The 14,663-nt window shown below is 70.6% G+C and carries 14 protein-coding genes; 9 read left to right on the top strand and 5 right to left on the bottom strand.

All coding sequences use genetic code 11. The features are described from left to right. Positions 1-52 precede the first annotated feature (52 nt). The 5 genes from FYC51_RS11355 to FYC51_RS11375 all read left to right on the top strand — a co-directional run bounded on the left by FYC51_RS11355 (position 53) and on the right by FYC51_RS11375 (position 5,627). Complete coding sequence (locus tag FYC51_RS11355; protein ID WP_148733631.1) at positions 53-748, top strand: response regulator transcription factor; 696 nt, start codon at positions 53-55, stop codon at positions 746-748. Continuing rightward, the gene (locus tag FYC51_RS11360) at positions 741-1,859 is read left to right on the top strand and encodes a sensor histidine kinase (RefSeq protein WP_148733632.1); all 1,119 of its coding nucleotides are present in this window, start codon (positions 741-743) and stop codon (positions 1,857-1,859) included. Before FYC51_RS11355 ends, FYC51_RS11360 begins: the two co-directional genes overlap by 8 nt. Before the next feature lie 101 nt (positions 1,860-1,960). After that, positions 1,961-2,980 carry an iron ABC transporter substrate-binding protein gene (locus tag FYC51_RS11365; protein ID WP_148733633.1) on the top strand — a complete coding sequence of 340 codons (1,020 nt, stop codon included), beginning with the start codon at positions 1,961-1,963 and terminating at the stop codon, positions 2,978-2,980. Between the two features lie 68 nt (positions 2,981-3,048). Then, a complete protein-coding gene (locus FYC51_RS11370; RefSeq protein ID WP_148733634.1) occupies positions 3,049-4,536 on the top strand; it encodes an ABC transporter permease in 1,488 nt (495 codons plus the stop codon). After that, complete coding sequence (locus FYC51_RS11375) at positions 4,533-5,627, top strand: ABC transporter ATP-binding protein (RefSeq protein WP_148733635.1); 1,095 nt, start codon at positions 4,533-4,535, stop codon at positions 5,625-5,627. The genes FYC51_RS11370 and FYC51_RS11375 overlap by 4 nt, the downstream gene beginning before the upstream one ends. Here the strand turns inward: FYC51_RS11375 and FYC51_RS11380 are convergent. Together FYC51_RS11380 and FYC51_RS11385 are read right to left on the bottom strand one after the other, a co-directional pair. Further along, positions 5,567-8,272 (bottom strand): AMP-binding protein, encoded by a 2,706-nt coding sequence (locus FYC51_RS11380; protein WP_148733636.1) that lies wholly within the window; start codon positions 8,270-8,272, stop codon positions 5,567-5,569. The genes FYC51_RS11375 and FYC51_RS11380 overlap by 61 nt on opposite strands. A 454-nt stretch (positions 8,273-8,726) precedes the next feature. Next, positions 8,727-9,635, bottom strand: a complete 909-nt coding sequence (locus FYC51_RS11385) for a helix-turn-helix transcriptional regulator (RefSeq protein WP_148733637.1) — start codon at positions 9,633-9,635, stop codon at positions 8,727-8,729. 100 nt (positions 9,636-9,735) lie between these two features. Between FYC51_RS11385 and FYC51_RS11390 the strand changes: the two genes are divergently transcribed. Both FYC51_RS11390 and FYC51_RS11395 read left to right on the top strand, forming a co-directional pair. Further along, the gene (locus FYC51_RS11390; protein WP_148733638.1) at positions 9,736-10,143 is read left to right on the top strand and encodes a cyclophilin-like fold protein; all 408 of its coding nucleotides are present in this window, start codon (positions 9,736-9,738) and stop codon (positions 10,141-10,143) included. A 158-nt stretch (positions 10,144-10,301) separates the two neighbouring features. Further along, positions 10,302-10,685 carry a pyridoxamine 5'-phosphate oxidase family protein gene (locus tag FYC51_RS11395; RefSeq protein WP_238476309.1) on the top strand — a complete coding sequence of 128 codons (384 nt, stop codon included), beginning with the start codon at positions 10,302-10,304 and terminating at the stop codon, positions 10,683-10,685. Between the two features lie 537 nt (positions 10,686-11,222). Here FYC51_RS11395 and FYC51_RS11400 read toward each other — a convergent pair. Further along, on the bottom strand, positions 11,223-11,807 hold the full coding sequence (locus tag FYC51_RS11400) for a TetR/AcrR family transcriptional regulator (RefSeq protein WP_222863242.1): 585 nt from the start codon (positions 11,805-11,807) through the stop codon (positions 11,223-11,225). 89 nt (positions 11,808-11,896) lie between these two features. Here FYC51_RS11400 and FYC51_RS11405 point away from each other — a divergent pair, with 89 nt between their 5' ends. After that, positions 11,897-12,730 (top strand): oxidoreductase, encoded by an 834-nt coding sequence (locus FYC51_RS11405; RefSeq protein WP_148733640.1) that lies wholly within the window; start codon positions 11,897-11,899, stop codon positions 12,728-12,730. 73 nt (positions 12,731-12,803) lie between these two features. Here the strand turns inward: FYC51_RS11405 and FYC51_RS11410 are convergent, their stop codons facing one another. Continuing rightward, the gene (locus FYC51_RS11410; RefSeq protein ID WP_148733641.1) at positions 12,804-13,214 is read right to left on the bottom strand and encodes a hypothetical protein; all 411 of its coding nucleotides are present in this window, start codon (positions 13,212-13,214) and stop codon (positions 12,804-12,806) included. Positions 13,215-13,337: 123 nt separating this feature from the next. Continuing rightward, the gene (locus tag FYC51_RS11415) at positions 13,338-13,772 is read right to left on the bottom strand and encodes an Hsp20/alpha crystallin family protein (RefSeq protein WP_148733642.1); all 435 of its coding nucleotides are present in this window, start codon (positions 13,770-13,772) and stop codon (positions 13,338-13,340) included. A 263-nt stretch (positions 13,773-14,035) separates the two neighbouring features. Between FYC51_RS11415 and FYC51_RS19730 the strand changes: the two genes are divergently transcribed. Next, the gene (locus FYC51_RS19730; RefSeq protein ID WP_148733644.1) at positions 14,036-14,428 is read left to right on the top strand and encodes an isochorismatase family protein; all 393 of its coding nucleotides are present in this window, start codon (positions 14,036-14,038) and stop codon (positions 14,426-14,428) included. The last annotated feature ends 235 nt before the right edge of the window (positions 14,429-14,663 follow it).

Raw genomic sequence — 14,663 nt, forward strand, 5'->3', positions numbered from 1 at the left:
TATGCGGTTTTCGATAGGCGGACGATATGCGCCGCCTTCTACCATCGAGGGCATGCGTGTTCTGGTCGTCGAGGATGAGCCGTTCATGGCGGAGGCCATCCGCGACGGGTTGCGCCTCGAGGCGATCGCGGCCGACATCGCCGGTGACGGGGACACCGCCCTGGAGCTGCTGGGCATCAACGCCTACGACATCGCCGTCCTCGACCGCGACATCCCCGGACCATCGGGCGACGAGATCGCCCGCCGCATCGTCGCATCGGGCAGCGGCATGCCGATCCTGATGCTGACCGCCGCCGACCGGCTCGACGACAAGGCGTCGGGGTTCGAGCTCGGCGCCGACGACTACCTCACCAAGCCGTTCGAGCTCCGGGAGCTCGTGCTGCGGCTGCGGGCGCTCGACCGCCGACGGGCGGTCAGCCGACCGCCCGTGCGCGAGATCGCGGGCCTTCGCCTCGATCCGTTCCGCCGCGAGGTCTTCCGCGACGGGCGGTACGTCGCGCTGACGAGGAAGCAGTTCGCCGTGCTCGAGGTGCTCGTCGCCGCCGAGGGGGGCGTCGTCAGTGCCGAGGAACTGCTCGAGCGGGCCTGGGACGAGAACGCCGACCCGTTCACCAACGCCGTGCGCATCACGGTCTCCGCGCTGCGCAAGCGGCTCGGGGAACCGTGGCTGATCGCCACGATGCCCGGCGTCGGCTACCGCATCGACACGGGACCCGCCTCGGCCGGCGAGGGAGGCGGACATGGCTAGGGCGCCGGGGCTGAGCGTCCGGTTCAAGCTCACCCTGAGCTACGCCGGCTTCCTCATGGTCGCGGGCGCCGCGCTGCTCGCGGTCGTGTGGCTGTTCCTCCTGCGCTACGTGCCCCCCGAGGCGATCCAGACCATCGGTGGCTTCGTGCCCGGCCGCGACGACCTCGTGCGCGCGTTCGTGCCGGCGGCGGCCTGGGCGCTGTGCTTCCTGCTCGTGTTCGGACTGCTCGGCGGGTGGCTCCTCGCCGGCCGCATGCTCGCCCCGCTCGCGCGCATCACGTCGGCGACCCGCAGTGCCGCGAGCGGGTCGCTCTCCCACCGGATCGAGCTGGAGGGTCGCCAGGATGAGTTCCACGAGCTCGCCGACAGCTTCGACGCCATGCTCGCCCGGCTCGAAGCGCAGGTGGCCGAGCAGCAGCGGTTCGCGGCCAACGCCTCTCACGAGCTGCGGACTCCGCTCGCGATCACGCAGACCCTGCTGGAGGTCGCCGAGAACGATCCGCGGCGTGACGATGATGAGCTCATCGAACGCCTCCGCGTCGTCAACGCCCGAGCGATCGACCTCACCGAGGCGCTGCTCCTGCTCAGCCGCACCGACCAGCGGTCCTTCACCCGCACGCCGGTCGACCTGTCCCTCATCGCCGAGGAGGCCGCCGAGACGCTCCTCCCGCTCGCGGAGAAGCACGGCGTCGGCATCGAGACGTCGGGGGAGATCACCCCTGCCCTCGGATCGCACGCGCTCCTGCTGCAGCTGGCGACGAACCTCCTGCACAACGCCATCGTCCACAACCTGCCCGAGCACGGCACGGTGCACGTCGAGACCGGGGTCGATTCCGAGTCGGCGGTGCTGACCGTCGAGAACACGGGGGAGCAGCTCAGCCCGCAGCTCGTCTCCACGCTCACCGAGCCGTTCCAGCGCGGCACCGAGCGCATCCGCACCGACCACGCGGGGGTCGGCCTCGGGCTGGCCATCGTCGCGAGCATCACCCGGGCGCACGACGGGACGCTCGACATCGCCGCCCGCCCCGACGGTGGGCTGCGGGTCACGGTGCGGCTCCCCGCGGCATCCGTCACGGCGACGCACGCAGCGGTCGACGCCGACCGGCGCTGAGGACCGGGCTCCCGGAGAAGTCCCCGTGCGTCGCCCCGTGCGAATTCGGGTGCGGCGCGACCATTAGGATAGCCTTACCTACCGCTGTGAGGAATCCATCTATGCGTCCCCTGCTCCGTGCTGCCCTCGTTCCGCTCGCCGCCGTGCCGCTCCTGCTCGCGGGCTGCGCCACGGGAGGAGGAGCCGCGCCCGACGACGCGCTCGTCGTCTACAACGCGCAGCACGAGCAGCTCACGGAGGAGTGGGTCGCGGCCTTCACCGAGGAGACGGGGATCGACGTCGTGCTCCGCAACGGCGGCGACAGCGAGCTGGCGAACCAGCTCGTCGCCGAGGGATCGGCGTCGCCCGCCGACGTGTTCCTCACCGAGAACTCGCCCGCCATGTCGCTCGTCGAGGAGGCGGGCCTGTTCGCGCCCGTCGACGAGTCCACGCTCGAGCTCGTGCCCGAGCAGTACCGACCCTCCACGGGGGCGTGGACGGGCATCGCCGCCCGCTCGACCGTGCTCGTCTACAACCCGTCGCTCATCACCGAGGCCGAGCTGCCGGCCTCGCTCATGGACCTCCAGCAGCCCGAGTGGAAGGGTCGCTGGGGCGCGGCGCCGAGCGGTGCCGACTTCCAGGCCATCGTCTCGGCCGTGCTCGAGACGCAGGGCGAGGACGCTACCAGCGCGTGGCTCGAGGGCATGCACGAGAACGCGACCATCTACCGCAACAACATCGCGACGATGAAGGCCGTCAACGCGGGCGAGGTGCCAGTCGGCGTGATCTACCACTACTACTGGTACCGCGACCAGGACGAGACGGCCGAGAACAGCGGCAACACCGAGCTGCACTACTTCGGCAACCAGGACCCCGGTGCGTTCGTGAGCGTCTCGGGCGGCGGCGTGCTGGAGTCGAGCGAGCGCGCCGAGGAGGCGCAGGAGTTCCTCGCGTGGCTCGCCGGCACCGAGGGTCAGACGATCCTCGGCGAGGGCTACAGCTTCGAGTACCCCGTCAGCTCGGGGGTGCCCGCACGTGAGCCGCTCCCGGCGCTCGACTCCCTCGGCGCTCCCGCGATCGACCCCTCGAAGCTGAACGGCCCCCAGGTCATCGACCTCATGACGGAAGCCGGACTCCTCTGACCCAGACGGCGACGACACGAGCACCGGCGACGGTCGCCGACCGGAGGCGACCGCCCGCCGGACTCGTCGTGCTCGTCGCCGTCCTCGGCGCCGCCGCGCTCATCCCCGTCGGCTACGTCGTCCAGGTCGCCGTCGAGATGGGGTGGCAGCAGCTCGCCGAGCTCGTGTTCCGCCCCCGCGTGGGCGAACTGCTCGTGAACACGGTCCTGCTGGTCGTGCTGGGCGTGCCGCTGACCGTCGTGCTCGGCGTCGGCGGAGCCTGGCTGGTCGAGCGCACGGCCCTCCCGGCCCGGCGCCTGTTCGCCGTGCTGCTCGTCGTGCCCCTGACGATCCCCGCGTTCGTCGCGAGCTACGGCTGGGCGAGCGCGATCCCGTCGATCAACGGACTCGGGGGCGGCCTGCTCGTCGCCGTGCTGGCCTACTACCCGCTGGTGTACCTGCCGGCGCTCGCCGCGCTCCGCGGCCTCGACCCGGCGCTCGAGGAGTCGGCGCGATCACTGGGCATGGGTTCCTGGGCGGTGTTCGTCCGCGTCGTCCTCCCGCAGCTGCGGCTCGCGATGCTCGGCGGTGGCCTGGTCGTTGCCCTCCACCTCCTCGCCGAGTACGGCGCGTTCGCGTTTCTCCGCTTCGAGACGTTCACCACCGCGATCGTCGTCGCCTACCAGTCGAGCTTCGCCGGCCCCAACGCCGCGGCGCTCGGCGTCGTGCTCGCGCTGCTCTGCTTCGTCGTGCTCCTCGTCGAGGCCACCGCACGCGGTCGCCTGCGCTACGCCCGGGTCGGCGGCGGCTCGCCGCATCCGGCACCCCGGCTCGGCCTCGGCCGCGCGACGCCACCGGTGGTCCTCGCGCTCGTCGCGCTGGCGGTGGCCTCGTCGGTGGTCCCGCTGGTCAGCGTCATCCGCTGGGCATTGGTGACGGATGCCGCGAGCTGGGCGCCCGTCGTCGATGCGACCGTGCAGACGCTGCTGCTCGCCGTCGGCGGCGCGGTCGCCGCGCTGGCGGTCGCACTGCCGGCGGCCTGGCTCTCCGCGCGGTATCCGGGGCGGGTCGCTCGGACGCTCGAGGGCGCCTACTACTTCGCCAGCAGCCTGCCGGCGATCATCGTCGCCCTCGCGCTGGTGACGGTCACCCTCCGCGTGCTGCCCGGCCTCTACCAGACGGTCGCGACGGTGATCGCGGCCTACGTGGTGATCTTCCTCCCGCGCGCCCTCGTGTCGGTGCGGGCCGGCATCGCGCAGGTGCCCGAGAGCCTCGAGGAGGCGGCCCGCTCGCTGGGCACCTCGCCGTTCGTCGCGAAGCTGCGGGTCACGGGCCCGCTCCTGCTGCCGTCGCTCGCGGCCGGCGGGGCGCTCGTCGCGCTCGGCGCCGCGAACGAGCTCACCGCGACACTCCTGCTCGCCCCCACGGGGACCACGACGGTGGCCACGGGGTTCTGGGCCGCGGCATCCGCGGTCGACTACCCCGCCGCCGCACCATACGCGCTCACGCTCGTGCTGCTGTCGATCCCGGCGGTGGCGCTCATGCTCGCCCAAGTGAAAGCCAGGAGGACTCCATGAGCCTGCAGCTGACCGACGTCTCGAAGTCGTTCGGCCGCCTCGGCGTGCTCGACGCGGTGTCGATCGACGTGCCGCGCGGCGCGCGCCTGGCGATCGTCGGCGCCTCCGGGAGTGGCAAGAGCACGCTGCTGCGCATCATCGCCGGCTTCGAGCGCCCCGACTCGGGCACGGTCGCGCTCGACGGCCGCGCGCTCGCGGGTCGCGGCGCCGACGTTCCGGCGCACCGGCGGGGGATCGGCTACGTCGCCCAGGACGGCGCCCTGTTCCCCCACCTCACCGTGGCGCGGAACATCGCCTTCGGCATCCGTCGTCGCCCCGACCGTGCTCGGCGCGTGCGAGACGTGATGGACATCGCCTCGCTCGACCCCGCGCTCGCCGACCGGTACCCGCACCAGCTCTCGGGCGGGCAGCAGCAGCGCGTCGCGCTCGCCCGCGCGCTCGCCCTCGAGCCGTCGGTGATCCTCCTCGACGAGCCGTTCAGCGCCCTCGACACCGGCCTGCGCGCGCACACGCGCACGGCGATGGTCGAGGCGCTCGATCGCAGCGGCGTCACGACCGTGCTCGTGACGCACGACCAGGAGGAGGCGCTGGCGTTCGGGCACCAGATCGGCGTCATCGCCGACGGTCGCCTCGTGCAGTCGGGTCGGCCGTCCGAGGTCTTCGACGCACCGGTCGACGCGGAGATCGCGGAGTTCCTCGGCGACGTCGTGATGGTCCCCGCTGAGGCCGCGGGCGAGGCGCTCGCCATGTGCGCCTTCGGATGCCTCCAGGTGCGCCACGACCGCAGCGGCGGCGCTCCCCGGGTGTGCGCCATGCTCCGGCCGTCGCAGCTCCGGGTCGACGACGCCGCCGACGGCGGCAACGCGACCGTCGTGGGGATGCGCTCGGCGGGCAGCACCGCGGAGCTGCGGCTGCGGATCGGGGCATCCCAGATCCCCGTCGAGGTGACCCACCGGGTGCCGCTGCACGAGGCGGCGCGGTTCAGCACCGGCTCCGCCGTGACGGTCGACGTCGACGGCGGCGTGGTGCTCTACCCCGAGACCGCGCTCCGGCGCCGCACGCTCGTCCCCGAAGCGACTCCGGCCGGCTGACGTCGGCGGCGCACCGCGCCGAGGCCCGTCGTCGCCAGGCGATACGCGTACCACGCGGCCACGCCCACCGCGAGCGAGAGCAGCGTTCCGAGCCACGGAGCCGACTGCTCCCACGGCGGGTACACCACCCAGTGCGTCAGGTAGATGAACAGGGATGCCCCGGCGAGGAGCCGCACGACGGGCACGAGCGGGCGGGGCATCCGGAGGCTCGGCGCCCAGACCAGCAGCAGGATGCCCGCGATCACGACCCCCTCGCGCAGTGGGTCGCCGAAGAACCCGACGGTGGCCGCCACGGCGACGGCCGACACGAGGAGCCGCTTGCGCGCGGTGTCGGCCCGGGCGACCGCCCAGCCGAGCACCAGGCACCACAGCACGGTCGCCACGGCGTAGCGCTCGACGCCGTGCGCGTCGATGCCGACGAGCGCGAATCGGAGTCCGAGCGTCGCCGCGAGCAGCGCGAGCGCGAACGCCCACGGATGCCGCCGCTCGAGTCGGTCGACGGGCCGGACGGCGAACAGCAGCGCGAGGCCCAGCATCGTCCAGACGGCCGCCTCGAGGAACCAGAACTGCCACTGCTCGTTCCAGCGACCGTCGCCCGGGACCAGGTTGTTCACGAGCAGCGCGGTCGTCGGCACGTACTTGCCGCTGACCAGCGCGACCGCGCCGATCCAGAGCGCCGCGGGGATCGCGATCTGCGCCGCGCTGCGAAGCAGGCGCCGGGCACGGGCGCCGCCGGCCCCCGTCGCGAGCTGGAACCGGGCGAGGTTGTACCCCGCCACGGCGAGCAGGAGATGGGCGCCGCCCTTCACGCCGAGCAGGTCGGCGTGGGTGGCGACGATCAGGACGATCGCGATCGCCCGCAGCGTCGCCGGGGTCTCGACGTGCGGGAACCAGGAGCGGGAGCGCTTGGTGGCCTTGAGGCCGGGCTCGGCTCCCGGGGCGTCCGCTGTCGTCGGGGATCCGTCGGGCGTGGATTCGGCGCCCGCGCGGCCGTCGGCGGCGGCATCCGTGGTCGTCACGGTCTCGGCCAGCGCGCGCGGGGACTGCGAGGGCCAGTCGCGCGGAAGGCGGCCGAGCAGCTCCTCGAGCCGCAGCGAGACCTCGACGTAGCTGAGCGAGTCGCCGCCGAGCCCGGCGAAGGTGTCACCGGGCGTCGCGTCGGGCCGGCCCAGCAGCTCCGCGTAGAGGTCGCGGATGGTCTCGGCGGTGACCGTGCCGTCCGCGGCATCCGCGGCATCCGTTGCGGTCTCGTCGGCCCGGCGGTCGAGCAGGTCGGCGTGGCGCACGAGGGCGGCGAAGTCGGGCTTGCCGGTCGACGTGCACGGGAACTCCGCGATCGGGTAGGCCCGCACGGCGTGACCGGGGATGCCGAGCAGCGCCGCCGCACGCGTGCGTGCCGCCTCGAGCTGTCGCTCGGCGCGGACGAACACGAGCAGCCGCTCGCCCGCGCTCGCGGTGCGCACCTCGATGCCCTCGTCGGCGAGAAGGCGCTGCACCGCGTCCAGGTCGACCCGGAGTCCGAAGACCTTGACGAACCGGTTCATGCGGCCGACGACCTCGAACAGGCCGTCCTCGCGCTGCTTCGCGAGGTCCCCGGTGCGGAGCTCGTGGACGGTGCGCCCGAGCGCGAAGTCGTCGGGCGACTCGGCGTACCCGAGCATGACGTTCGGACCCTCGTAGACGAGCTCGCCGACGTGCGCACCGAGCTCGGCGTCGATGCGGAGGCGGCCGCCCGGGATCGGCCGGCCGATCGACCCCGCGGCCTGCTCGGCGAGCTCGGCGGGGACGTACGCCATGCGCGCCGTCGCCTCGGTCTGCCCGTACATGACGAAGAACTCGAACGCCCGGCGCTCGCCGAGCCGGGCGAACCGGCGCACGGCCTCGGGCGCCAGCCGTCCGCCGGCCTGCGTGAGGTAGCGGATGCTCGAGGGCATGCGCTCGGCGAACCCGCCGGCCTCGAGCAGCTCGAAGGTGTAGGGGACCCCGGCGAACGACGTGATCCGGTGCTCGGATGCCTCGTGCCAGAACCCTGGGTCGGTGACCGAGCGATCGGTGAGCACGAGGCTCGCGCCCGCGACGAGGTGGCTGTTGATCACGGAGAGCCCGTAGCAGTAGTGCATCGGCAGCGTCGTCGCCGCCCGGTCGTCGGGCGTCAGCCGCAGGTACTCGGCGATCGCCCGTGCGTTGCTCTCGAGGTTCTCGCGCGAGAGGCGGACCAGCTTCGGCGACCCGGTCGATCCCGAGGTGCTGGCCAACAGCGCGAGCTCGGGGGCGAACCGGTGCACACTGCCCTCGCGGACCTCGTGCAGGGCGACGGCGTCGCCCGACCCGGCCGCCACGAGGTCGGGATCGAATCGCTCGGCGAGCGACGCGCGATGCCGGATCGATCCCTCGTCATCGCCGGGGGCGACCAGCAGCACCGGGTGCCCGCCGGCCAGTGCGGACAGGTACGTGATGACGGGTTCGACGGCGTTCGCCGCCTGCAGCATCACCAGGCGTCGACCCGAACCGAGCTCAGCCCGTCGCGCGTCGACCCGGTCGGCGAGGTCGCCGTAGCTGATCCGCTCGTCGCCCGACACCAGCGCGACGTCGTCGGCAGTCCCACCGAGGAGGGTCAGGCCGGGCGAGGGTGCGGTTCTGAGCACGACGGATCTCCGGTTGGCGAACAGGGGGTCAGGTTAGCCTACCCTAAGCGCTCGCCGGGCTATGATCTGCGCCCCCCTCGGTGTCGGCGGGCATTTGTCAAGGGGCGTGCCGTCTGGTTCGTCGCGGCATTTCATTGGGTCCCGAGTGCGGCTGGTGCGGTCACGTCGGGCGGGAGAACCACCTGCATGCATCGTCGGATCTGGAGGGAGAAATGGCAGCAGGCTCAACGAGCTCGTACGTCGCGGGAGTCGTCGCCGCACTGTTGGCCATCGCGGTGTGCGCGTTCGCGGTCGTCGTCGTGAATCTTCCCGAAGTCGTCGCGGCGTTCGGCATTCCCGGATGGATCTCCGTCCTCGTGAGTGCGGCAGCAGTCGTCCTTGCGCTGCTCGTGACCGCCCGTGGGCGTGTTCGCAGTGATCCCCCGACGGTGGCAGTGAACGGCGTCGACGCGGTTCAGTCCGCCGTGCTGCGCGACCCCGGCTTCTGGACCGCTTCCGCCGCATCTGCATTCGACGAGGCCCATGCTCCGAGCAATCGGAGGGCATCGTGCTCCTGAGATCCGGGTTGCGCGCTGAGCACGGTGAGTTGCACGGCGGCCTGCCCCACGAGGTCGAGCCCGTCGTAGTGCAGCGTGAGGTCGCCGACCACGTGGTGATGGACGCGCTTGACTCCGGTCTCGTGTTGCCAGACGTCGTGACGACCCCACAACTGGCGGAAGTGGTCGCTCCGTGTCGACAGTTCGCCGACGAGGTCATGGAGTTGCTTGTCATTCGGGTCTCGGCCGGCTTCGGTGCGGAGTTGGGCGACGTTCGTGCGGGCGGCGATATCCCAGTCGGGGTAGAAGCGGCGCGCGACCGGCTCCAGGAAGATGAACCTCGCGAAGTTCGGCGGCGAGGTCGTCGCGGTCGTGATCATCTCGTCCATCAGCGCGCCACCGAGCGCGTTCCATGCAAGCAGGTCGGTCCGGCCGTTGCCGATCAGCGCGGCGGCGGACTCCATCGAGTCGAGCACCCACTGGATGCTCTCCGACGGACGCCAGGCGAGCGGGGCCGCGCGCGTTGAGCGCCGCCCCGCTCCGACGCCGTCGGTTCGACGGGCGAGGCGAAACAGGTGCTCGCGTTCGGCGTCATCCATGAGCAGGGCCTTCGCGAGCCCGTCGAGCACGGCATCGGATGCCCCGGCGAGCCCGCCGCGCTCCAGGCGCGCGTAGTACTCCACGCTGACGCCGGCGAGCGCGGCCGCCTCACCCCGCCGGAGTCCCGGGACCCGACGGTCGCCGCCCGGTGCGAGGCCGACCTGCTCGGGTTCGATTCGGGCGCGCCGCGACATCAGGAACTCACGCACCTCCGAATGATGATCCATGCATCAAGGCTAGGCGGGCGCCGTCCGAGCTGGGATGCCCTGCGAGGACACCTCAGACCCGGGACTCCCGCACGCATTCAACGGGCCGGATGCTCGTGTCATGACCTTCCGAATGCTCGCCCCGATCGTCGCCGCACTCCTCCTCGCCGGCGCACCAGCGTTCACCCCGGATCGCCCCGCGACTGAGACCGTGGCGGAATTGGACCCGGCGACCGGCTTCGAGCAGCGCCTCTCCGTCGCCCTCGAGCTCGACGACCGAATGGGCGCGGCGCAGGTCGCCCAGCTCCCGGCCGCCCTCGAGACGGCAACGGCGACGCCGGTCACCAGCTACCGCGTGGGCGACGTGGCGTACTGGCCCGCCGGGCAGAGCCTCATCGTGTTCCTCTTCGACGGCGCGGCCGAGCCCTCGGATGGCCTGGTCGGCATCGGGCGGGTCACGTCGGGGATTGAGCGTCTTGCGGATTGCGTGCGCGACTGCCCGCTTCGCCTGACGGCTGCTGCGCGATGAACGGGCGACGTTACTCGGGGGTGATGGGGACATCAGGATGGGGGAGGCCGTCGACGAGACGGCGGTGACGCGTTCGCGGACGCGCAAATGGACACGTCGAGGCAGTGGTGGCTCGCGGCCCACCAAGCGCTTCCGCGATGCCTCGATACCCTGAGGGAGTGCGAAGGCTCACCGAAGCGGGGCAGGAATTCGTAACCGAGCGTCGCCTCGCCACGCTCTCCACCCTGGCGGCCTGGGGTGGCATCCATTCCGTGCCCGTCGGCTTCACCCTGCAAGACGGGGTGCTGCGAATCATCTCGTCCGGAGGCTCTCAGAAGGTCCAGAACATCCGACGGAACGGCACCGCCACGGTGAGCCAGTTCGACGGCGCCCGCTGGATCACCGTCCAGGGCGTGGGCACCGTGCACGACGATCGCGAAGAGGTCGCACTGGCCGTCGCGCTGTATGCGACCCGCTACCGCCAGCCGCGCGTGAACCCGCTGCGCGTGGCGATTCGCATCGATCCCGTTCGCATCATGGCCAGCTCCGGGCTCATCAGTTGACGGCCGACCCGAGCGCGGAGCCCACGGAGCGGGCACCCCGAACGCCGCGCGGACAACGAGAGAACCCCCGGTCTCCCGGGGGTTCTCGATGTGGCTCCGACCGGCATCGATCTGGTGACCTTTCGATTTTCAGTCGGCCCGGGTGCCGTGAGATCTCAGGGCTTGTGCCTCACGATCCCAGCGATTGCAAGGCAGTTGTGGCCCTCATGATCACGTCCAAGTCGGCTCGATGTCTCCGAGTCGTGGGCAAAATGTGGGCACGCCGCTCGGTCGCCTGTACGCCAGCGAGCGGGCCGGCCGCGTGTCGACCAGTAAGGCAGAGCTCGGCGAGGAGAATGGTCGGCTGCGACGCGACGGAGGATCGCGGCGCGCCTCGTGCGCCGCACATGAACTCGTCGGCGCCGTGATCGAGTGCCTCTCTTGGGGCCGCCTCTATCGGGGCGGCGACGAGCTCAGCGCCGACTTGGATGACTTCGTCGGCGTGGTTCTGCTCAGGTCATCCCGCCGCCGTCGATGAAGGCTCAACGGCAGGCCTCTTCAGCACGGTGGGGTGGTGATTCCGGGGAGAATGAGGTCAAGCCACCGTTGCCGGACGGGCGCGGGCTCATCAGTGGGGGCTGTGGCCATGAGCAGGTAGAGGTCGTCGACGGTAACCTCGGTACGGATGTCGCCGTCGGCCTGCGCGAGGGCGATGAGCTCGGCGAGGGCGCCGCTGGCGCGGGACTCGTCGGACTCGTCGCCATGTCCCTCAACGCCGAGGCCTTGGGCTGCGGCCTTCACGGCGTGGTGGTCGGCGGATGACTCGGCGACACGGGAGAGGAATCCGACGACCTCGTCGACGGCGCGTGAGGTACCTACGCTCGCCCGGCCGAGGGAGGCTTGCGCATCATCGGCGACCGCGACGACATATTCGCCGACGACGGCCGCGACAAGGTCGGTCTTGGTCGGGAAATGTCGGTAGAGGGTGCCAACTGCGACGCCGGCGGCCTGGGCGATCTCGTCCATGCCGACGTCGGGCCCGCGGGCAGTGATCTGCGCGTTGGCGGCGTCGAGGATCTTGCGACGGTTCCGAACCGCGTCCGCCCGCATGGGCCTGATGACTGACATGTGCGACTCCTGCATAAACGAGAGTTGATCTCTCACTCGACTTAACGTGAGCGCCGGTTCATGATGTTCATGAACCGTGATTCACTTTACATCGGGAGAGAGACATGACCAACAAGGTAGCCCTCGTCACCGGCGCTTCCTCAGGAATCGGCGAGGCCACGGCTCGCGAGTTGCAGAGCCTCGGCTTCACCGTCTACGGCGCGGCGCGCCGCACGGATCGCCTGCAGAAGCTCTCGGCCGACGGGATCCGTGCCCTCGCCATGGATGTCACCGACGACGTGTCGATGCAGGCGGGGATCGAAAGGATCATCGCCGAGACCGGTCGGATCGACGTGCTCGTCAACAACGCCGGCTACGGCTCCTACGGGGCGCTGGAGGATGTGGACATCGACGAGGGGCGCCGCCAGTTCGAGGTGAACGTGTTCGGCGCGATCCGTCTCGCCCAGCTCGCACTGCCCCACATGCGCAAGCAGCGCTCCGGGACGATCGTGAACATCACGTCAATGGGCGGCAGGCTGCACACCCCGCTTGGCGGGTGGTACCACGGCACGAAGTTCGCGCTCGAGGCGCTCTCGGATTGCCTCCGGCTGGAGGTCGCCCCGTTCGGGATCGACGTTGTCGTGGTCGAGCCGGGCGGGATCGCCACCGAGTGGGGCGGGATTGCGGCCACCCACCTCGAGGAGACTTCCGGGACCGGAGCGTACAAGGCGCAGGCAGATGCGGTCGCCAAGTCGCTGCGCTCCGAGGCGAACGTGAACCGAAACTCGCCCCCGTCGGTGATCGCCGACGCAATCGGCAAGGGCGTGACCGCCCGCCGTCCCAGGACGCGGTACGCAGTGGGGTTCGGTGCCAAGCCGCTCATCGCGGCGCGCGGCCTGCTCACGGACCGCGCGTTCGACAGCCTGATCAGTCGCGCGACCGGGCTGCCTCGCACTTGACACCGACCGGGCTGCCTGGCCTACGAGAGCGGCGCTCGAGACCTACCGCATCGGCGTGGATCGTGGAACGGCTTCAAATCCCTGGTCTGGTTCCGTAGATGAAGTCCTCGGCATGGGCGACTGCCTTCTTGAACGAGTCGTTGCGGAGTGCGATCGAACCTTCGCCGAGCAGCGTGTCGCTGGCCGGATCCTCGACATAGCCGGTCAGTCCGGCTGGTCGCAGTACCCAGATGCCTCCGTGTGGCGGGAGGTAGAAGACGGCGAACGAGCGCGCGGATGGGTCGTTCTCCCAGACGGGAACGACCGCGACCGCGGCTCCGGTGTCGACATTGATCCATTGGGCTCGCGGTCTGGGCTGGTCCTTGTCGTAGACGCTCGGATCGAGGAACGGTGCCGTGCCGGATCCCCACTTCTCTTCGAACCGCTCGTGGAAGATGGGGAAGAGGGTCCGGTCATAACGCCGCCACCCGTCGTGAGCTTGCATCTCTCTCATCTCCTCGACGTGATCGGGCCGCGAGTCAGCCGGCTGGTGACTCGGGCGAACGGAGCGTGCGAGAGGCCGCTCCGCCGAACGGCGAAGCGGCTCTTCGTTCGTGACGGCGGTTGCTCAGCTCGACGACGCCGAGATCTCGCGCTCGGAGTTCGGCGCGCTCTGCACCTCGACCTTGCGCGGCTTGGCACGCTCGCTCACCGGGATGACGACGCTCAGCACGCCGTTGTCGTAGTGGGCGCTGATCGCGGCGGTGTCGAGCCCGTCGCCGAGCGTGAGCTGGCGAAGGAACGAACCGCTGGGGCGCTCGTGCGCGAGCCACTGCACGTCGCTGTCGGAGCGCAGCGTGCGCTCCGCCCGGATCGTGAGCAGCTGCCCGTCGACGTCGACGTCGATCGAGCCGGGGTCCACGCCCGGCAGGTCGGCCGAGAGCACGTAGTGGTCGCCGTCGCGGTGCAGGTCGATGGGCATCACGCGAGGTCCCTGCCTCGAGTCGAGCATGCCCGCAGCGAGGCGGTCGAGCTCACGGAACGGGTCCCAGTACATGGCCATGGCTTGCTCCTCCCTGATGTCGGCCGTTCGGCCGGTTCCAAGAGTTGAGTCGATGTCGCTCAACCACGCTCAGATTAGCACTCTCGGTCAGAGAGTGCCAAGGGGAAACACAGTCGTCGATCACTTGCAGGTGCTGAGAATTTTGCGAGGTCAGGCGTCTCGTCGACGCGCTCGGCCCACATGACAGTCCTTCGATCGCCCGCTCCGGCTGCGGTGACGCTCCCATATCGGCGAGACCGGGAGAATGCAACAGCTCGAGGCATATGACGGGGTCCGAGCTTGAGCCTGCTTCCGTTCGCTACCCTCTCGCGGAGAGTTCGAGCAGAAATGAGCATCAAGATGACACTCCCCTCGGCGGCCGATGCGGCGCTCTCCGATGGGCGGTCCCGACAGGACTCCTCGGTCGTTCTCGCGGTCGACATCGGCGGCACGAAAGCCGGGGCATCACGCGCCTCGTGCTCGGGGGTGTCGCGACGAGCATCGGCGTCGAATCGACCGCCCGCGAGGCACACGACCTGGGCTACGAACTCGTCATCGCCTCCGATGCCGTGATCGATCTTCGACCCGAGACGCACCAGAACAGCCTCGAGCGCATCTTCCCGATGCTCGCGAAGGTCGCCACGACCACCGAGATCCTCGCCGCGATCGACGGCTGAGTCGCCACCACGGAGACCTGGTGACTGCTCAGCGCCTCTGCCGGAAGCCGAGGGGCCGGCGTCCAAGCCGGACTCCGGCCCTCCGCCGGTTCCTGAGGCGCTCGGGGAAACGGCCGCGACGCAGGCATTCGATCAACTGGGCACCGGGGCAATTGTGGGCAAACGATGCGAATGCATGCGACTCAAATAGACCGCACAAACAAGGAAACCCCCGGATGACCGGGGGTTTTCGATG

Origin of the sequence: Agromyces mariniharenae (assembly GCF_008122505.1) — a bacterium.
Lineage (GTDB): Bacteria > Actinomycetota > Actinomycetes > Actinomycetales > Microbacteriaceae > Agromyces > Agromyces mariniharenae.